This is a genomic window from Streptomyces sp. NPDC094143 (assembly GCF_040303825.1).
Lineage (GTDB): Bacteria > Actinomycetota > Actinomycetes > Streptomycetales > Streptomycetaceae > Streptomyces.
In genome coordinates, this window is record NZ_JBEOTZ010000073.1 from 1 (window position 1) to 17,849 (window position 17,849).

17 protein-coding genes and 5 pseudogenes are annotated in these 17,849 nt (G+C 69.0%); 6 read left to right on the plus strand and 16 right to left on the minus strand.

Annotated features, from left to right (window positions below):
• Positions 1-442: 442 nt before the first annotated feature.
• A pseudogene (locus tag ABTZ58_RS38550) lies at positions 443-703 on the plus strand (helix-turn-helix domain-containing protein); the annotation flags it as partial.
• 522 nt (positions 704-1,225) lie between these two features.
• Here ABTZ58_RS38550 and ABTZ58_RS38555 read toward each other — a convergent pair.
• On the minus strand, positions 1,226-1,537 hold the full coding sequence (locus tag ABTZ58_RS38555) for a hypothetical protein (RefSeq protein WP_351367686.1): 312 nt from the start codon (positions 1,535-1,537) through the stop codon (positions 1,226-1,228).
• Positions 1,538-2,352: 815 nt separating this feature from the next.
• On the opposite strand from ABTZ58_RS38555, the gene ABTZ58_RS38560 reads away from it, so the two are divergent.
• Positions 2,353-2,766, plus strand: a complete 414-nt coding sequence (locus ABTZ58_RS38560) for a hypothetical protein (RefSeq protein ID WP_351367689.1) — start codon at positions 2,353-2,355, stop codon at positions 2,764-2,766.
• Between the two features lie 433 nt (positions 2,767-3,199).
• Here ABTZ58_RS38560 and ABTZ58_RS38565 read toward each other — a convergent pair whose 3' ends face one another.
• Together ABTZ58_RS38565 and ABTZ58_RS38570 are read right to left on the minus strand one after the other, a co-directional pair.
• Complete coding sequence (locus tag ABTZ58_RS38565) at positions 3,200-3,541, minus strand: hypothetical protein (RefSeq protein ID WP_351367692.1); 342 nt, start codon at positions 3,539-3,541, stop codon at positions 3,200-3,202.
• 423 nt (positions 3,542-3,964) lie between these two features.
• Positions 3,965-4,183, minus strand: a complete 219-nt coding sequence (locus ABTZ58_RS38570; RefSeq protein ID WP_351367695.1) for a hypothetical protein — start codon at positions 4,181-4,183, stop codon at positions 3,965-3,967.
• A 662-nt stretch (positions 4,184-4,845) separates the two neighbouring features.
• On the opposite strand from ABTZ58_RS38570, the gene ABTZ58_RS38575 reads away from it, so the two are divergent.
• Positions 4,846-5,055, plus strand: coding sequence for a DUF6207 family protein (locus tag ABTZ58_RS38575; protein ID WP_351367698.1), 210 nt, complete (start codon positions 4,846-4,848; stop codon positions 5,053-5,055).
• Positions 5,056-5,153: 98 nt separating this feature from the next.
• On the opposite strand, the gene ku is transcribed toward ABTZ58_RS38575, so the two are convergent.
• The 9 genes and pseudogenes from ku to ABTZ58_RS38615 form a co-directional block, all read right to left on the minus strand.
• Positions 5,154-6,023 (minus strand): non-homologous end joining protein Ku, encoded by an 870-nt coding sequence (gene ku, locus ABTZ58_RS38580; RefSeq protein WP_351367701.1) that lies wholly within the window; start codon positions 6,021-6,023, stop codon positions 5,154-5,156.
• Between the two features lie 381 nt (positions 6,024-6,404).
• A pseudogene (locus tag ABTZ58_RS38585) lies at positions 6,405-6,617 on the minus strand (hypothetical protein); the annotation flags it as partial.
• Positions 6,618-7,516: 899 nt separating this feature from the next.
• Entirely contained in the window at positions 7,517-7,891 is a 375-nt protein-coding gene (locus tag ABTZ58_RS38590) for a PIN domain-containing protein (protein ID WP_351367704.1), read from the minus strand.
• A complete protein-coding gene (locus ABTZ58_RS40415) occupies positions 7,888-8,478 on the minus strand; it encodes a ribbon-helix-helix protein (RefSeq protein WP_502996209.1) in 591 nt (196 codons plus the stop codon). Before ABTZ58_RS40415 ends, ABTZ58_RS38590 begins: the two co-directional genes overlap by 4 nt.
• Positions 8,479-8,910: 432 nt before the next feature.
• On the minus strand, positions 8,911-9,060 hold the full coding sequence (locus ABTZ58_RS38600; protein ID WP_351367731.1) for a hypothetical protein: 150 nt from the start codon (positions 9,058-9,060) through the stop codon (positions 8,911-8,913).
• 263 nt (positions 9,061-9,323) lie between these two features.
• Positions 9,324-9,893 (minus strand): hypothetical protein, encoded by a 570-nt coding sequence (locus tag ABTZ58_RS38605; RefSeq protein WP_351367710.1) that lies wholly within the window; start codon positions 9,891-9,893, stop codon positions 9,324-9,326.
• Between the two features lie 184 nt (positions 9,894-10,077).
• A complete protein-coding gene (locus ABTZ58_RS38610; RefSeq protein ID WP_351367713.1) occupies positions 10,078-10,239 on the minus strand; it encodes a hypothetical protein in 162 nt (53 codons plus the stop codon).
• A gap of 346 nt (positions 10,240-10,585) precedes the next feature.
• Positions 10,586-10,768: pseudogene (locus ABTZ58_RS40420) on the minus strand (hypothetical protein); the annotation flags it as partial.
• A gap of 113 nt (positions 10,769-10,881) precedes the next feature.
• Positions 10,882-11,730 (minus strand): SDR family oxidoreductase, encoded by an 849-nt coding sequence (locus tag ABTZ58_RS38615; protein WP_351367716.1) that lies wholly within the window; start codon positions 11,728-11,730, stop codon positions 10,882-10,884.
• Positions 11,731-12,025: 295 nt separating this feature from the next.
• On the opposite strand from ABTZ58_RS38615, the gene ABTZ58_RS38620 reads away from it, so the two are divergent.
• Positions 12,026-12,721, plus strand: a complete 696-nt coding sequence (locus ABTZ58_RS38620; RefSeq protein WP_351367719.1) for a class I SAM-dependent methyltransferase — start codon at positions 12,026-12,028, stop codon at positions 12,719-12,721.
• A 75-nt stretch (positions 12,722-12,796) separates the two neighbouring features.
• Here the strand turns inward: ABTZ58_RS38620 and ABTZ58_RS38625 are convergent.
• From ABTZ58_RS38625 to tap, 4 genes and pseudogenes are all read right to left on the minus strand, one after another.
• Positions 12,797-13,331: pseudogene (locus ABTZ58_RS38625) on the minus strand (transposase family protein); the annotation flags it as partial.
• Between the two features lie 190 nt (positions 13,332-13,521).
• Positions 13,522-13,806: a DUF7878 domain-containing protein gene (locus ABTZ58_RS38630; protein ID WP_351367722.1), complete on the minus strand. Its 285-nt coding sequence runs from the start codon at positions 13,804-13,806 to the stop codon at positions 13,522-13,524.
• Positions 13,807-13,986: 180 nt separating this feature from the next.
• Positions 13,987-14,544, minus strand: coding sequence for a telomere-protecting terminal protein Tpg (tpg, locus tag ABTZ58_RS38635; RefSeq protein ID WP_351367725.1), 558 nt, complete (start codon positions 14,542-14,544; stop codon positions 13,987-13,989).
• Positions 14,545-14,556: 12 nt separating this feature from the next.
• Positions 14,557-16,794, minus strand: a complete 2,238-nt coding sequence (tap, locus tag ABTZ58_RS38640; RefSeq protein WP_351367728.1) for a telomere-associated protein Tap — start codon at positions 16,792-16,794, stop codon at positions 14,557-14,559.
• 173 nt (positions 16,795-16,967) lie between these two features.
• Between tap and ABTZ58_RS38645 the strand changes: the two are divergent.
• Positions 16,968-17,315 (plus strand): annotated as a pseudogene (locus ABTZ58_RS38645) (DUF2199 domain-containing protein); the annotation flags it as partial.
• A 262-nt stretch (positions 17,316-17,577) separates the two neighbouring features.
• Positions 17,578-17,849: type 1 glutamine amidotransferase family protein (locus tag ABTZ58_RS38650; RefSeq protein WP_502996210.1), on the plus strand; the 272-nt coding region annotated here is incomplete at its 3' end.

Consider the following 17,849-nt stretch of genomic DNA (forward strand, 5'->3'; position numbering starts at 1 on the left):
CTCGAAGTACAGCCACCGATCTTCGTCCTCGTAGTAGGTCCGGAACCAGGTCATCATGCCGCAAATACTGACCCACGACCTTGACCGAAGACATAAGGGCACCCCCCCCGGCACATACAACCGCACACCGCCGCCCCGCACCCCCGCATCCACGACGCCCTCCGGCACCGGCACGTCGGCGGGCGGCCCGTCGACAACAAGCGGACCACCCTCTGATCTGCCGGTCGATGCGCCGGTCTCGCACGATGCCGACGCATCCTGCGCCGCAACTCCGCGACGTTCCCGCCCGCCTGAGCGAGGACCTCCCACAATGAGCCCTTTCCAACCTGGTGGCGGGGCAGGTCAGTTGGGCTGACAGACAGGTGAAGCCCCTGGTAGATGGGTTTTCGACCAAGAGAACCGTCTCCACCAGAGGCTTCGTGTACTTGTCTACCCGTCGGGCATCGACGTGTCCAGCTCTGCCCTGCGCTTCCTGTCCGCCGAGCTCCGCCGACACCGTCACGAGCTCGGCACCCGGTGGCGGCGCCTGAGCCCGGGCCGGCAGGCCCTGCTCACTCTCGCCCACCTCCGCAACGGCCACCCGTATGCCCAGCTCGCGGCCGGGTTCGGCATCGGCACCACGACCGCCTACCGGTACGTCGCCGAGGCCGTCGAGCTCCTGGCCGCACTTGCCCCAGCCCTCGAGGAGGCAGCCCGTACGGCATGCGCAGTCAGCGTCCCCTCCCCATCCACCGCAAGAAGCCGACGCACCACCACAACATGCGCCAACGGCACACCCCCGGCCGGCACAACACCAGCCGATCCCGCCCCCGCCCCACCTGCCGGACCCCACGAAGCGGTCATAGGTCCCAGCCCACCCGACCCCGCCAGCCCCTCACCCTGGAACAGCGAAACCCATGACAGCCATCCACCAACCTGCTAGCCGCACCACAACAGCCACTTGGTCATCCCATGACAGCAACCACAGCCCCGCCCCACACCCCCTACGAGGACACCCACTCGGTGAATCCGCTGACGCCCACCCGCTGTCACCCCACCGCCCAATCACAGTCGGGAAACCTGCATGTCCGGCCCCGCTGTCGTGGAAGTCGGCCGAAGCCGAGCGTCTCCTGCGCCGGGCCGGGCGGGTCGGCGGTGTGCCGCCTCGGTGTGCGGTCTGACTACGAGATGAGCCAGGCCTGCGCAGAATGTGCGAGGCCTGGCTCATCATCGCAATGCCGGGGAATCAGTCGCTGACAGGCCCGACCACCGTGCAGAAGTTCCCGATCACCTGGGTGTTGTCGCCGGTACCCGTGGTTTGAATGGGCGCAAAGGCCGCGCCGGCGTCGAAGTCCTGGTCGCAGTCCACGACCTGCAGGTTGCCGAGCAGGAAGTAGTCCTTGTAGTCCTTGTAGTCCTCGTACTTGTAGCCGTGCTTGTAGTCGTCCTTGTAGCCGTGCTTGTAGTCGTCGCCGTCACCGGCGTGGGCAACACCGCCGCCGAGAGCCATGCCACCGACCATGACCGCTACAGCCGCGACCTTCTTGAACGCGCTCATCACTTCTCCGGTTTCTTCCACTTCACGCGCATCCATTACGGAGCGCGCTCGGACAGTTACAGAACATAACACAGAGATACCTCAACACTGCATTCCCTGGTACGCCACATGGGGGCAATAGTCAGCGCAGAGCCGAGACGACGACAGGGAAATCCGGAGGCTGGAAAGCAGGAGAACCCAGCACTGGATACTCTGACCAGGCACCCAGCACGGAAAAGGTGAAGAGTCGGGTCCCAAACCGAAGCGTGAGACCCGACTCTTCACAACGCCGCACGAAGAACTCGGAGAAGCCAGGTCCGCTCAGCGTCATCCGATTACCGTGATCGTAAGAAGGGCGGAGCAACATTCAAGCACCCCGCCCGAGCCAATCACGGAAGTGCTCGGACAGTTACAGAAGATAACACAGAGATACCGCAACACGGCATTCCCTGGTACGCCATTTGGGGGGTGGGTCGTACCGTCAGCCGGCCTCGCGACGACGGTGCAGAGGAACGGCCTTCCCCGGGGGACAGCAAGAAGGTGGCTTGGGCGAAGGAGGCCTGGGGAAGACTCCGATGAGCATGCCGCCCTTGGGCCGGACCGCCTTGACCCGTACCGCGCCGCTGTCGTCGGGACGGACGTGCCATGACTCGATCCTCTCAGGGAAGCGAGCAGACCCGGAGCGGTTCAACGTGAGAGTCTGCGAAATGGCTGCTGCCGCGTTGCCCAGAGCGTCCATGGATACACCCTGGGCAGCGACTACAGGGAGCTCACATGCGCTTTGGCACAAAGGCCGCCTTGCTCGGCGTAGCGATCAGTGCGCTACGGTTTCGGGCGTGGGCAGCGCCTACGCCGACGATGACCAGCCCGCCCACACGCACGAGGGCCACTCCGGAAAGGGCCACTCCGGAAAGGGCCACTCCTCCCACGACGAAGATCTCTTCCTCTTCGCAAAGTCTGACAAGGTGAAGTACGCCAGGTTCGACGAGGAAAGCGGCCCCGCCCCCATCGTGGCCGTACCGGCGGGTCCACTGTGCGCCCAATCCATCACCGCCACTGGCGGTGACGCAGACGCTGGCGAGGGTGGAACCGCCACGGGCGGCGCAGCCACCGCTTCGGGAAACACCCAGACTTTGACGTGCAACATCACGGTCAACTCGCCGCTCGGGTCCGGCGACCAGACCGTGACGAGGACCAGCAGGGTGTTCTTCACCGAAGAGGACAACAAGAAGCTGCTCATCAAGAACTAGCGCGGCTGACAACAGCACAGCCACGGGCAGCCACGGCGAGCATGGTCCTTCACCGACTCCTCGCCATGGCTGCCCCGACCAGCCCGTACAGCCACGGCCAACAGCAAGAAGCCCCGGGTGGTCGAAGTCATCACGATGCAACTGCTGCTCAATCCCCGCCCCAGCACAACACGGACAAGGCCTTGAGCGCGGGTGCGGACCGGCGCGCACGGTGCGGTGAGTTGCGCACGATGTAACGCACTGAGCCTCCGCCAACTTGAAGACGCTGGTCAAGGGGCTGGCGTGACCGGTTCTCGGGGGTGCTCACGCTGGTCGGGGGCGGCCGTCCGCGGAGTAGATCGTCTGGCGAAGTGGTCGGTTCGCCAGTTCCCGCTCACTGTGGCCGGGCGGCCTTCTACGATCCGGTGCATGGATCCCGAGCTGCTGGAACGGATTACCGCGCGGCGCCCGGCACTAGACGAACTTGAGGAACAGCTGGCCTGGCGGAAGTACGGGCGGCGATCCGGCTCTGTGCGACGGTCATGAACGCGGCCGGGCGCAGGTTGGGGCGGCCGTCGGGGTGCCGCCTGACGCGCAGCAACGCGCGTGAGCGCAGCAGCCGCCAGGCGTAGCGGGGGAGGTTGGGTACGGCCGCGGCTTCTGCTTCGTCCCAGCCAGCCCACAGGATGTCGAAGGCCTCGGCCACGATCCGTTCGGGCCGTTCGATGTGCAGCAGGGCCCGGGCGTAGGCGGTGTAGTAGTGCTCCATCTGCTCGATGAAGCCGTGGTGTTCCACGGGCCGCTCCTCGGGCCCCAGCGGCCGGACGGCCGCGATGCCTTGGGTGATCCACGTGGTGGATTTAGCGGCCTCGTAGGCCCCGGCGGTCCACAGGCGGCACAGTGGCCAGGGCGGCAGTCCGAGGGCGTGGATGACGCTGTAGGTGAGCTCCCAGCTCGGGTAGTACTCGACGCCGCGCAGGAGAGCGGAGATGCGGGTCTTGCGGAAGCCGGTGATCCGGGCGAGCTCGTCCAGGATGATCTGGCGAGCGGATATCTGGTGGCGCAGACGCTCCAGCAGGGCCGTGGCTGGGGCCGAGGTTGTCGGCCATCGGCTCCGCGCGACGGCCGCGCCGGCCCGGTACGAACGGGGCAGGCGCTACGGAGAGTGGTGCGTCCGGCACATCCCCGGCAGGGGGTGGATCGTTCTGAGGAGTGGAGGTCATCGTTGCGGCTCCTCGGGCCCGGCCGGCTGGGATGCCGGGGCGTGGGCGGGCGCGGTGCCGCAGCTGTGGGCGGCGGCGGTGAGCTGCTGCACCAGCAGGCCGAGCGAGGGCAGCAGGGCCACGGCCGCGGCGAGGTGTCCCAGCACGGTCATCACCGTGCTCCACGCGAGGACCACCGCCAGCACGGCGATGATCCACACCTTTCGACTGGGCATTTCACCTTCTCTGCATCGAAGTTGCGGTCTGGAAGGCCTCCCTCCCTGGCGGTGCTCAAGCGCTGGGGATGGAGGTGGTGCACAGCATTACGGGCGCCAGAGCCGACACTCAACGTGATCAAGGAGTCACGGAACAAAGACGTTCGATGAGCCCTCCTATGCGCACCAGAACGTCAACTTCCGCCTCGTTAGGGGCAGAAGCACGTCAGGGCCACTCATTTCCGATCACCATGCATGCAATTGCACAGCCGCTGCCCGGGGACAGGCACCATGAAGGGGACGCCGGGGCGTCACACCTTCCCGTCTGGAAGGCGCGCGGGTTCCCTCGTGCTCAAGGAACCCCAGGAGGGCCCCGTGCTGCTCCCGTCCGGCACTTCGAAGCCGCCGGACGGGAGCCAACACTCCGCCGGCCCATGGCCCCGGAGACCCCGGCGCGCCCAGACCTCCCGGACGGGCCTGACGCCGGTGCGCCCGATGTGGACTGCTCGGACCTGTCAGGCCCCGTCTGGGTCGGCCCCGACGACCCGCACCGCCTTGACCGGGACGGTGACGGCATCGGCTGTGAGGCCAACTGATCCGCGGGCCGCGCTCGGCGGCGTACACGGTCGGGTGAAGGCCCCCGCTCAGCAGAACCTGCCGGGGCGCCAGGCGTAGTGCCAGGCATGAAGCAGATCAACGAGTCACATGTGGCAGTGCCGGGCTTGGCGGTCGTGGAGGTCGCGGCCGCCGATGACGACACCGCCTTCGCCGTCCAGGAGCTGCTCGGCGCGCGATGCGCCATCGCGCCGGCGGACCACACGACCCGGGCCCCCGGCGAGCCCGGTGTACGGCTGCGCTGCTTCCTGGACCTGCGTCAAGAGCCTGACGCGTAGCACTGCTGGCAGCAGCCGTTCCGCGCTGCCCAGCCGAGCTCTTCCAGCAGCCTGCGCACCGGGGCTCGCCACGCCGGACGACCCGAGGGCGATCGGGTTCACGCACTCTTGCGCGGTTTGCGCCCTGATGTCTTCTTTGCTGCGGTCTTCTTGGTCGGCTGCTTCCTCGCCGTCTTCTTCTTCGGCATGTCGTGGACGTCGGCGTCCTCGCCGCGGTCCGCCCGCGCCTTCTGCACGGACTGGGTCAGGGCGGCCATGAGGTCGACGATCTGGCCCGGCTCCCCCTCGGGCTCCGGCAGGGCCGGTGGCTCGCGGTGCTCCCGCTTGGCCTCGATGATCTGCTCCAGGGCTTCGGTGTAGGTGTCCTGGAAGTCCTCGCCTTCGAGGTCCTCGCGGGTCATGCTGTCCATCAGCGCCAGGGCGCCCTCGATCTCCTCGTCGGACAGCTCCACCGGCGGCGGCAGCAGTTCGCCGGGGTCGCGGATCTCGTCGGGCCAGCGCATGGCGTGCAGCACGATCACGTCGTCGCGTACTCTCAGCAGCCCCAGGCGTTCCCGCCCGCTCCAGGCGTACTTGGCGACGGCGACCTTGGCGGAGCGGCCCAGGGCCTGGGCGAGGAGCTTGTAGGGCTTGTGGGCGACCTGCCCGGACGGCTGGAGGTAGTAGCCCTCGCCGATCCGGATCGGGTCGACGGACTCCAGGGGCACGAACGCTTCGATCTCGATCGCCTTGGCGGTGGGAAGGGGAAGGTCGCGCAGTTCGTCGTCGCTGATCGGGATGACCTGCTCCTTGGTGAGCTGGTAGCCCTTGCCGATCTCGTCATTGCGGACCTCGCGGTCCTCGGCCTCGCAGAACTTGCGCACCCGCACGCGGCCCATGTCCTCCAGGTGGTACTGGTGGAAGTGGACACTGTGATCTTCGGTGACCAGACCGAAGGAGATGGCGCCTGACCACACGGTTCGGGGCATGAGGTACCTCCGCGCTAGCCCCGAGCAGGACCAGCCTACGGGCAGCCGCGCATGCCTACGCCCGCGGGCTCAGCAGTCCGGGGTATGCGTCCAGCGGAGCAAGGAGGCGTTCTGTCGGCGGGCGGCGACAAGGAGGCTCGTCACGCTCTTCGGGACCGGGCCGGTAGCCGACGTCGACACGGATGTCGCCGGTGCCAGTGCGGCAAACCGGTCGTGGGAAGGCGGCGTGCGCTACGTGCGGCTGCTGGGAAGCCCGTCCTGTAGGAGCGACTACTTCTCGAATCGGAGCCCGCAATGCAGCGCATGTGTCGGCCGTGAGCGTAATCGTTTGGACACGTTGAGTCGTGCCCTGTCGCTCGTCCTCAGACCGTGCACGTTAGCTCACGCCGGCCCGCTGACTCCCGACCGCACGAACCGCCGCAGATGCTCCCCGGTGAACGATCCGTCCGCCTCCAGGAGTTGCCGCGGCGTGCCCTCGAACACCACCTCGCCACCGTCGCGGCCGCCGTCCGGGCCGAGGTCGATCACCCAGTCGGCCCGGGCGACCACGTCCAGGTTGTGCTCCACGACGACGACCGTGTTGCCCGTGCCGACAGGCGCCGCCGGAGTGGAAGCTGAACAGGCCCGCGTCGAGCCCTCATCTCGCGGGTGAAGATCCAGCCAGCTCCATCCCACTCCTGCTCATGCCAGCAGCACGCATTTCCGGACCCCTCGTGGACAGAGCCACGTCCCTGTCGCCGACGCCGGCTGTCCAGACCGCCGACAGCGGTGACGAGCATCGGGTGCTTGAGCACGCGAAGGCTTGTACGCGACTGGCTGTGAGGGCGGCTACCAGGTGTAGCGGTGGTAGGGGAACTCGGCGGCGTAGGCCTCCTCGACGGCCCTGCGCGCGACGGGGATGAGCGGGTCGCGGTAGGTGATGCCGGGCGGCCCGCTCCGCGACCTGGGCCTTCACGATCACCCTGCCGGATGCCGCCGCACCGGGCAGCACCACGCTGAACGCCTCCACCTCGTACGAAGTGGCCGGCGGGGATCGCCTGCGGCAGGAGGCGGCCACCGCGCTCGCGGTCGCTCCGGCGCCGCCGCGCGGCCACCACGACTGGATCAGCGCCACCAGCGGATGGATGACATCGACCGTCGACCGCCCCGGGCGGGCCGGCGCGCGAGGCCAAGCGTCGGTGGCTGGACGCCCATCAGGGCACGACCTGACCGGCCCGAGCGGCATGCTGTTCGACAGCGGTGTCGTCGACCGCGACGGACCCGCGAGGCCGACATCGACCTGACCGGCGTCCGCGTCCTCGACCTGGGGTCGGCGACGCCGGGACGGCGGCTACAACGACCGCGCCGACTGAGCTGGCCTGAACGCCACCTGCTGACGCGGCACTGCCGCACTCCGGGCGCCTCGCTCGGGTGCGGCCGCGGAGCGGCTCGGATTGCGGGACGCCCCTTCCTGCCGGGCAGCGTCTCGGGCGGTCACGGGGTTCGGCCTGCCGTCAGGTGGGGTCGAGTGGGGTGATCCCGGTGGCCTGATAGAGCCCGGGCTCCAGCGACAGGACAACCAGGTGCTCCCCCTTCTTCACGGCCTGCCACGCGATCGCCGCCGCGTGGGCCACCGACCAGTCCGTGTCCTTCCAGGCCATCGCCTCCTTGGTGTGTTCCACGGTGAAGGGGACGCTCTCGGCGAACCGCAGGGACGCCGCGTGCTTGCCCGCTCCGGTCGCCTCCCGCTCAGCGGCGACGACGGACAGCGACGGGACGAGGACGCGGCCGGTGCCGCGCGAAGCCTCGATGTACAGGCCGGTGAAGAACGGATCCGCCCGGTACAGGGCAGCCAGGGCGGTGTGGTCCAGAACTGCTGTCAGATTCACGCGGCGGCGCCGCCCTGGTGGGCTCGGACCTTGTCCCAGGCGTCCTGGCCAGCCCGCTGGACCTGCTCGGTGTACTCGATGCCCAGCTCACGGGCCGCCTCGACGGCACGCTGCTCGCGCTCGGCCGCCGTGAGCTCGCGGGAGGCCAGCTCTTCCAGCAGCTCGGTGATGGTCGTGCCGCGCTCCGCGGCCAGGATCCGTAGGCGGTCGCGCACGTCCTCGCTGGTCTTGATGCTTGTCGGCTTGCTCATACCCGATATTCTACCGCCGGTAGAACGGGTTGTCTTCCTTGGGGAGCATTCTGCGTCGACTCGCACGGGGGCGGACACGCCTGCGGGCGAGAGCTCCACGCCCCCGGCCTGGCCTACTGCCCGTTCATGGACTGCTGGACCGGGCCCTTCAGGTCCCTGCCTACCGCAATGGGGTACGTCACGGACGCCGGTCACGAATGTGTGGTGTCCATCCCCGGCAAGGCCGTACGGTCCCCTGTCAGCGGCAAGGTCGTGACGATGCCGCAGCTCCGTGCGGATCATCACCGGTGTTGCCACGACCAACGACCTGGCGAGCGCCGACCACCGCAGCCACATCGCCTCACTAACAGGAACGGCAACTGCGCGAACGGCTTAGCTTCGTTCGACCGAGCGGGAATGCCGTTCGGACCGGAGAGCGCGTCGGCGGGGCGCTGTCCGAAGAGGAACGTGGTCTGCCTCATCAGCCCGCAAGCACCGCAACAGATGGTCTACTGCGGTTGAAGAAGGTGACTGCCACCGGGTGGAGGCTCCTGCACTCCCCTCGCCCTTCCCGAGGGAATACCGCATGCAGTTCGCGTACCCATCTCCCGCACCACCTGAAGCAGCCTCAGACCACGCCCGTCTTTCGACCGTTTGGTCTTCGAGCGTGGCGGCGTCCCCAGGTGCACCGTGACGCGCAGCCTCTGGAGCGGGAACTGGCGCGGGCGATGAGCTTCGGCACAGCGGAGTCAGCCGTGCCTTGCACCAGGCCCACGGTCATGCGCCGGGTCAGATGCCCATGGAGGCGATCTCGATGGGTGAGCGGTAGTTGGCGAAGGTGGTGACCACGCAGGCGCGGTACGTCCGGTTGTCCTTGACCGCGAGGAAGTAGTCGCGCAGGCGCGACACCGCCGTCGATCTGGCCCCCGACGAGGTCACCGAGTGGTACCTCATCCAATCCTGGCCAGCACCCACCGGCGAGGTGACCGTGCTCCGCCAGAGCGACACCTGCGGAGCGACAGTCCGCGCCCACTGACAGGGCACACCACCTGCCCGCCCACCACACGCAGTGGTGGGCGGGCAGACACGGTCGTCACCGAGGCTTACCAGCAACAGGAGGGCCTCTTGCCGGTGTGGCGGATGGAAAGGGATGGTGCGCGGAGCCGCAGGGCCCCGCACACCCGCTCACGGCATGGCCTGGCCTACCGTGTCCGCTCGCCGGTGGCCGGCTCCCCGACACGCTTGACGCGCAGGTCGAAGGCGAACGCCTCACCGCAGTTGAGTTCCATCTGGCGGCCCAGCACGTTCACGGTCACGTCGGCAGCCAGCGGAGTCCGCCAGCCCCTGGTCACCACCTTGCCCCAGGGCTCCGGGTGCACCTCCCGCACTCGCACGCGCGGGCCGGACGCCTCGTACGAGCCCGCAACGCGAGCGATCCGCTGGTCCCCCGCGTCCTCCTCCAGCCGGCTGTACGCCACCTGGCCGGAGATGACGCCCCGGTCGAACAGACCGCGCTCGACGGGCCCGCCTCCCCCGTACTGCTGCCCATCTACTTCGACGGACAGACTGACGTGGGTGCCGAAAGCGGAGTTCTCGTAGAGCTCCAGCGACACCTGCACGCCGTGCATCTCCGCCAGGCACGCCACGGCGTGCCCCTTCTCCCTGGTCACGCTTACCGACGTGTCCTGGCCGTCGGCGACTGCTGCCGGCGCCGCCGTCAGCAGTGTCGCAGCGAGCGCACCGATGATCGCTGTCCGCTTCCCTACCTGCATGCTGCACTCTCCAAGCGTCGTGTGCCTGTGATACGTGCAGTTGGACTCGCAGGGGCCGGGCGAGGATGTAAGTAATCACTTGAGCGTTCCGCCCGCGTCGGCGGTCCGGAAGCGGCTGCGGCGCTACGTAGCGGGAACTACTCGCGACGCCCTCGCGCCAGGAGACTGCTGCCGGCTGGGCTTGTCAGATGTTCGCGGTGTTGAGGAATATGCCGGCGCTGTCGTTGTCGATGGTCTCGACGGAAGCGGTGTAGACGGTGCCGGGGTTGGAGGGTGGTGGGGTGCTGGCGGCGGAGTCGCTCCCTTCGGATGCGCGGGTTGCGAGGAGGTCGTAGAGGTCGGGCATGTCGGCTCCGTGATGTCGGTAGGCGTGCTGCCGTGCAGAGTGTGCACAGCAGCACGGTAAAGAAGATCAAGGCAGAGGCGACCGCAAGTGTCGCAGCGTCCCGGAAGACCGTGAGGAACGTCCTGATTCTCCTCGTGCTGCAGGGCCCCTACCCGAGCAGAGTGAAAGCGGAAGGGCCGCTGCCTCCAAAGTCTCCGCCCCGGGGCAGAACGACGAAGCCCACCGTGTCGGCCCGCAGAGCGGCGCCACAGCGAGCACACCCACGAACGCCGAAAACGGCCCTACGCACAGGGCGCGCTGCTGAAGCGTCTTCGCTGCTGGTGGTGATCGCCCTACACGGGCAGCCGGGCGGGTTCGGGTACGGCCACGGCTCGTCGGTGGGCCACGGCAGTGGCCCGCCGACGGAACTGTCGTGCACGGTCGGCGACCCCGGCCGCGGGTGCAGCCGGGTCGCCGTGCACGCCAAAGGGGCCAGCTGGCGGAAGAGCGCGGTGATGTCGAACGGCCGCGGTGGGGTGGTGAAACTCAGGCCGGCTCCCGTTGACGAGAACTGAGTGGGGACAGTTACCGAGGTTGTACAACCCGGTGTCCGCGTAGGTGTTGGTGACGTAGACGCTGGGGGTCAGTTCGTCGGGGCGGCTCCTACCGCGTGGCGGACGGCAGCGGTGACTGTCCCCCGACCAGGGCGCGGGCGGCGGCGAGTTCCTCGCGGGCGGCCTGCTCGGCGGCCTCCAGGTAGGTGTAGGCGTCATCGCCCACCGGGACGCGCAACGGGGTGGGCACGTCGGCGGCGACGATGGCGAGGATCCGGGCGGCGAAGTCCTGGGGCCGTCCGGTGGCGGGGTCGCCCGCCATGCCGCGCACCGCGTCCAGGATTTCGGCGGTGACCGCGGCGTACTCGGGCAGCCGGCGGCCCGACTCGGCCAGCGACGTCCCGTAACGGGTGGCGAAACCGCCGGGCTCCACCACGGTGACTCGCACGCCCTGGCCTCCCACCTCCGCGGCCAGCGCCTGGCTCATACCCTCCAGGGCGTACTTCCCGGCGACGTAGGCGCCCAGTCCGGGGAACGCCATTCGGCCCGCCAGGGAGGAGACGTTGACGATGTGCCCGTGTCCCTGGGCGCGCATGAGCGGCAGGACCAGGCGGACCAGTCGCCAGGGGCCCACGACCAGTGTCTCCAGCTGGTCGCGCAGCTCGGCGTCGGAGACTTCCTCGACCGCGCCGAACAGGCCGGCGCCCGCGTTGTTCACGAGGACGTCGACCCCGCCCAGACGGTCGGCGGCGGTGCGGACGGCCTCCTCGCACTGGGCGGCGTCGCGCAGTTCCAGCGAGAGGGGGACGATCCGTCCGGGCCAGGCGGCGGCCAGGTCGTCCAGGGCGGCGGTATCGCGCGCGGTGACCGCCACTTCGTGCCCCTCCCTCGCCGCCGCCTCGGCCAGCGCCCGGCCTAGTCCTGAGGAGCACCCCGTCACCAGCCAACGTCGCCCCATCGCTGCCTCCCGCACGCTCTCGACGGCCCTCGCCCCTGTGGCGCCGGTCCCGGCCCGGCCCGCTCCCATGGTTGGCGCAGGAGCGCCGACGGTCATCCCCTCGCGCGGGGGCGCTCCGGTGCACGCCGGGGGCGTTCGACAGCGGGCAGGGGCTGCGCCCCGGGGCCGACCGGGTTCAGGCCGTGGACGGATGTCCCGGGCGGGGCCCCGGAACCGCAGGAGCGTTGCAGGACCAACGGCGCAGCATCCTCGGGAAATGGCCCCCGGGTCGGTTGCGGACGCCACAATGGGGTGGGTGACGTCCACGACCCCAGACCTTTGGCACCACTACGGCCGCGCGCGTGTCAGCAACGACCGAGACGTGTCTGGCGCCTTCCGCTGGAACTGGAGCCAGGACGCTGGCCCCGGCCCTGAAGTCCTGGGGGAGCTGACTGGCGCGCGTGTGGGGGACCTCGGTGCCGGCGCGGCCCGACACGCCGCGTACCTGGCCACTCGTCACAGCCCAGCCCAGGTCGTCGCAGTGGATTCCTCACCCGCCCAGTACGCCATCGCCACCGACCTTTATGGGCACCTTGCGCCCCGCTTGAGCATTGTGCGCGCTGACGTGGTGGGCCACTTGCAAGCGATGCCCGCAATGTACGACGGGCTCTACAGTGTCTTCGGCGCTGTGGACTTCACTGACCCCTGCAGGCTGCTGCCGACGGCGGCCGCCGCCCTGCGTCCGGGAGGACGGCTGGTGTTCTCGACCCTCGCCCACTACCTGAACGGGACCGCCGCCCGTTGTGATGTGGTGCCCGCTGCTGTCCGTGCGAGGACCCCAGACGGCAAGGAAGCCACAATGCACCGATGGGTGCTGCAGGATCGGCTCTGGGCGACTCTGCTTGATGAGGCCGGGTTCACCCGAGTCGCGGTCACCACGCTGTCTGCCTCTGACGACGGGCCCTGCACCGCCGACACGTTGCTGGTGAGCGCACGGCTCCCGACGCAATGAGGTCCGTGCCCACGGTCTGCGGATCGCGGCAGCGTCCGACGTCTCCCTGCACTCTTACTGTCCGGGGGCCGCCTGCGGGTAGCCGCCGTCGGCGATCACTGTCGTGTTGCCGACGACTGCCTTCGCGCCGGACAGCTCCCACCCCTTGCAGTCGTTGCGGTTGCCCGGCAGAAGTTGGTCGACCATCACGACGAGCCGGGTGTCAGCGTCAATGACGACCTGGCGGTAGGTGGAGTACCGGCAGTTCTTCGACTGCTCGGCCACTTTTTGGTCATGCGTAGGGACGAGGGTTCCGTCCACGATGAGGACCGTGCCCTTGCGAAACCGTCGGCGCGGCCGGAGCGCGAGGAGGGGCCCGAGGTGGTCGATGATGCGGTCGGCCGCGGACTTCGAGACCCTGAACAGCGGGGCCGAGCTGGCGCAGCGTCAAGTCGGTCTGCCAGTACGTTGCGACCAGCAGAACCCGGTCCTCCAGCGACAAGCTCCACAGCCGGCCCCGCCGCACTGCGTCTGCTCCCTCGCGGCGCAGCGCGGTCAGGAGCCTACGGAAACAGCGCGGGCTCAGCCTGGTGGACGGGCCTATCCAGGACGGCTGCGACGCCGTGATCACACCAGCTACACATTGATCATCTTAACCGGTCGGCCGGGCCGGAAGAGTCTCAGGGCTCTGGGATGAAACGGGGGTCGATGCCCATCCCGGCGATGCGCACGGCACGGTCGAACCGCTTGATCTCTGCCACGAGAACGTCCCAGGCGACGGGTGAGGTCCAGAAGTCCGGCGTCAAAATGGAACCGACCCGTCAGCCCTCATCGGAGTGGACGATGCCGATCATCCCCTTCGCAGCCTGCATTGAATCGAGCTCGAAGTTCTCATGACCGGCAGCTGGGCTCTGGAGCCAGAGCGCCAGGTGGTACGCCAGCTCAGCCACCGGGAACGCCTCCTCGGACCACACCTCCCGCCCCTGCTCCCAGATGGACAGCTTTGCCTCGATGTCGAGGAGCAGCACCTCTAGGGGCGCCTCGTGCAGTGTGTGGCCGCGCCGGGGCAGGTTCGACAGTCCAAAGCTCCGGCAGACGAACTGCACCGCCCGGCCTCCATGAGATCTGAGGCCAGCTCAATGCCCAGGCCACCCAAACAAGGACAACCCTACCAACCGATATTGGGTGCCCCGCCAGGCCCTGATTTTTCCGGACGCCCCTTAGGTGACCGCTACCGTGCGTCGGCTCAGCAGGGCGGCTGCGTGCGGTCTGGCTGTGATGTTGCTTTACAGCTCGAACTCGATGTGCTCGATGTCGGTGAAGCGGATCTCCTCCAGGTCACCGGCGCGGCGGCCGCCGTCCTGGAAGTACATCTCCTTGAGGCCCTCGGCGGCGATCTGCTGCAGTTGCTGGTCGCCGGCACCGGCCTGCTGGGCGTCGAAGAGGCGGGCTGCGTACTGCGGCGGCAGGGCGACGGTCAGGTGCCGCAGCCGGGCGTCATCGGTGGTGCCGATCGGTGCGGTGTAGCCGATGCGGGCGCGGGTGTCGATGACAATGCCGCCGGTCGTCGCCGCCTGCTGCCGGGCCCTGGCACGGACCTGGGGCTGCCACCGCCTGGTCACCTCGCGCTCCAGCCGCGCCGCGAGCTCGGGGCGCGGCTTCTTGATCTGGTTCTTCACGTAGCGTTCGACGGTGCGCTGGGAGACACGGAGTATCTGGGCGACCGCTCTGGTGCTCTTGAGCTGCTTGACCAGGTACCGCATCTGGGCGGGCGCGGTCTTGGGTGCCGGGCGGGTGAACGCCTTTTGCACCGCGGCTTCCAGGCCGTCACCGAACAGGCTCATCGTCGCTCTTCCCTACTCGCCGTTGTCGATGTCGGTGACGGTGCCGTCCTTGATGTACCGGGCGAGGTTGAGCTCCGGGGCGTCGAAGCGCTCGCGGACCTCCTCGCCCCACAGGACGCTCTGGGTACCCTCGTGCTTGACCAGGCCGGGATTGACGCCGAGCTTGAAGCCGCCCGGCAGCGGCTTGCCGTCCCGGTAGGGCAGGAAGTCCAGCGGACTGGTGCCGTCGGCCGCGTAGACGACGCAGTCGGACAGGATCGCGATCGGGTACTGGCCGGTGAACGCCGCGTGCTTGACGATCTTGCGGTGCAGGTTGATGCGCGTGCGAGAGATGACCGCGGCGCGGATGTCGGGCCGCCACGTCGGACGGGACAGGGCCCGCCAGGGCTGTCCGGGGCGCCAGCCCTCACCGCGGGGGCGTTCGCGCAGCTTGCCCAGGCCGCCCTTGACCGTGGCCTTGATCGCCGACACGACGATGGCCAGTTCGGGGTCGCGTTGCCGGTAGCCGTCCATGGCCGCCAGGAAGGCCGCCGGCTCCATGTCGGCGTGCACGCCGAGGTCGGCCATCGTGGCCAGGTAGGCGTCGCGCAGGCGCTGGTACCAGCCGTCCAGGTAGCGGCCGTTGTCGTGGCGGACGTAGGCCTCGATCGGGCGCACCTCGTAACCGAGCTCTTGGGCGTAGGCGACGGTGGGGGTCGCGTACCAGGCCGGGCCGTCGGGGCGCTCGCCCTTCGGTGTGAAGGGGCTGGGCAGCAGGCCGGCGTCCAGCTCCACCCACTTGTCCTTGCCGACCTTCACCTTCGACAGGTCGACGTGGGAGAGGTCGACCAGCCAGGAGCCGGGCAGCTTCGCGTCGAACACAGGCTGCTTCACGTGGGTCGGCTCGCCGAGGCCGACGATGAGGCCGTTGGCGCCGGCGGCGAAGGCCATGTTCACGTCGATGCCGACCAGGTGCCGCAGCGTGCACTCGTCGTCGGTCATGGGCCGTGCCCAGTCGTAGGCCTCCTCGAACAACTTCTCGGCGGGGCCGCGGACGTGGAAGCGCGGCAGATCCGCCAGGAGCGGGTGGCCATCCGGGGCCTCGCACGGGGCGCAGTCGACCGGATCCTTGCCCAGGGAACCGGGGTTGTGCTCGGAGTACCGACGGCCATCGGCGTCGGGCTCGGAGGCGCGGGTCGGCGGATGCAGGGCGGTCATCAGTTCCAGGCCGGTCACGGCGGTGGAGCCGCGCGGTGTCATCACTCGGGAGGCGTAGACGCCCAGCAGCCGGGCGAGTTCCGCCGGCGGCAGTTGCGCGGCGTTGCCCCAGTGCCGGGCGTCGAGCGCGTGCCAAGACGGGATGCACAGCTGCACGCACGCCCGTTCTGAACCGCTGGCCGGGCGGTAGATTCGCGCCCACGGCCCCAGCCCGCGCTTGGTCAGCTTCCACTCCGCACGCGCCAACTGCTTGACGACCTTGTGGCCTTCCGGGATCCGCCCGGCGAGCCGCTCCTCGTTCGTGAGGGCAACGGGCAGGCCGTAGCGCTTCAACGCGGCTTCGGTGAGTACGAGCAGCGGGTCGGCGTCCTTGCCCGGGCCGGACAGCCTCGGCTGCCCCAGCTTTGCCTCCGACAGCGTCCACTCCACCAGGGCCGGGATGCTCTTCGCGGGCACGTCCAGGATCAGGCCGCCCGCGCAGTACGCGAGGACCCGGCCGTCGTCGTCGACATCGATGACCGCCAGCGGGCCGTTCTCGAAGCGTGGGTCCATGCTGCCTGCCGGGCTGCCGGCCGCTGGCGTACCGGCTGGTGCCGCCTTCCGAGCGGGAGGACGGCGCGACGTCGGCGCGGGACCTGCGGTGCGTGCCGGGCGCGGCGGTGCCTGCACGGAGGGGCCTTGAGGCGCAGGGATAGCCGGCGCGGTGGAGGTGGGGTCCGTGCGGGGCTGCTCGCGCCCGGTCGAGGGCTCGGCTTGCTCCGTGTCGGCGGGCCGGCTGCTGGACGGTGCCGGAACGGAAACGGCGGGCGCGGGATAGAGCTCCGCGAGTTTGTTCAGCAGCCGGGCATAGGCCTCACGCTCCGGCCCACGCGGTTCGACCGGCTTTCTGAGCGACTCCCAGCCGGACACGGTCGCTCGGCGCACCCTCAGCGCCGCGGCCACTTCGTCCAATGTCAGACCGTGGGCTTGACGCAACCGCTTGCGCTCGTCCACCGGGGGCAGTGGCGCACGGGATGCGACCAGCGCGTCGACCGCGTCGAACAACTCGGACATGCAGCACCTCCTGGCGACACCCTACCTCACGAAACGTACGGATAGCGCCAATTCTGCGTACATAATCCGTACGGTTGGGTGGTCACCCGAGTGCGGTTCGTTCCAGACCGCTCACAACGGCTGGTTAGGTGAGCTGTCGACGTTCACCGACGCCGATGACTGCCACCTTTTGCATGATCGAGATACCAGTCATCGGCAGCGACGAGGTGTTCTCCTGGGGCGTCTGGGCCTCGCTGAGCCGCGAGAGCTTATCCCGGGCTGCGGATCTGTGGGGCACCCCCGGCCGCGAGGCCGAGACGCCGTAATTCGGCTGGCTCACCACCGAGCTGCCGGTCTACCCGGCCACGACCCTCAACCTGAAGACGCGCGTGCACACCCGCCCGGTCGGCGAGCGCCCCTTCGTCGAGCTGGAGCCCACCGAGCATCCCCTCGCAGTCGAACAGCGCGCAGGGATCACCCTGGACCGTGTGCGGGAGATCGCGGCAACTGTGCTCCACTTTGGCGACGGCGAGCAGCAGTGACGGCTGACGACCCTGTATCGCCCATCCCGGTCGGGCCCGACGGTCTGAGCCGCCGGGCCCAATGGTTCATCCAGGCAGACGGCATCCGTCTGCCTCGGCAGGACATCCGGCACCACTGCGACGCATGAATCGGGGACGGCATCCCCGCCGCGGAGATCGAACGGGCCGCCAATTCCAGGGCCGCTGGGGCGGCCTCGCCCTCCCGCCGGCCCCGTATCTACGACGGCGGCCCGCGCACGCCACAGATCCGGAGGTTCGGGCCATGCACCGTATCGTCGTCATCGCGGTGCCGCCGGTCACCGCTTTCGACCTGTCCATTCCAGAACTGATCTTCACCCCGGTCGAGGCCGGCGGGCGGCCTGCGTACGACATCCGGGTCTGCACGGCGGAGCCCGGGTTTTTGCGGTCCGGCGGTGCGTTCGACGTGTCCGTCCACAGGGGGCTGGAGGCCGTGGCGGAAGCCGACACGGTGATGGTGACCGGTGGAGCCGGTCGCGAGGACGTCCCGCCGGCCGTCCTGACCGCGCTGCGCGA

What these genes read in the sequence shown, in the direction of transcription:
- tap (WP_351367728.1), bottom strand. Translation starts at nt 16,794, where the DNA reads ATGTCCGAGTTGTTCGACGCGGTCGACGCGCTGGTCGCATCCCGTGCG.
- ABTZ58_RS38605 (WP_351367710.1), bottom strand. Translation starts at nt 9,893, where the DNA reads ATGCAGGTAGGGAAGCGGACAGCGATCATCGGTGCGCTCGCTGCGACA.
- tpg (WP_351367725.1), bottom strand. Translation starts at nt 14,544, where the DNA reads ATGAGCCTGTTCGGTGACGGCCTGGAAGCCGCGGTGCAAAAGGCGTTC.
- ABTZ58_RS38610 (WP_351367713.1), bottom strand. Translation starts at nt 10,239, where the DNA reads ATGCCCGACCTCTACGACCTCCTCGCAACCCGCGCATCCGAAGGGAGC.
- ABTZ58_RS40415 (WP_502996209.1), bottom strand. Translation starts at nt 8,478, where the DNA reads ATGTGGCTGCGGTGGTCGGCGCTCGCCAGGTCGTTGGTCGTGGCAACA.
- ABTZ58_RS38555 (WP_351367686.1), bottom strand. Translation starts at nt 1,537, where the DNA reads ATGAGCGCGTTCAAGAAGGTCGCGGCTGTAGCGGTCATGGTCGGTGGC.
- ABTZ58_RS38615 (WP_351367716.1), bottom strand. Translation starts at nt 11,730, where the DNA reads ATGGGGCGACGTTGGCTGGTGACGGGGTGCTCCTCAGGACTAGGCCGG.
- ABTZ58_RS38575 (WP_351367698.1), top strand. Translation starts at nt 4,846, where the DNA reads ATGAAGCAGATCAACGAGTCACATGTGGCAGTGCCGGGCTTGGCGGTC.
- ku (WP_351367701.1), bottom strand. Translation starts at nt 6,023, where the DNA reads ATGCCCCGAACCGTGTGGTCAGGCGCCATCTCCTTCGGTCTGGTCACC.
- ABTZ58_RS38570 (WP_351367695.1), bottom strand. Translation starts at nt 4,183, where the DNA reads ATGCCCAGTCGAAAGGTGTGGATCATCGCCGTGCTGGCGGTGGTCCTC.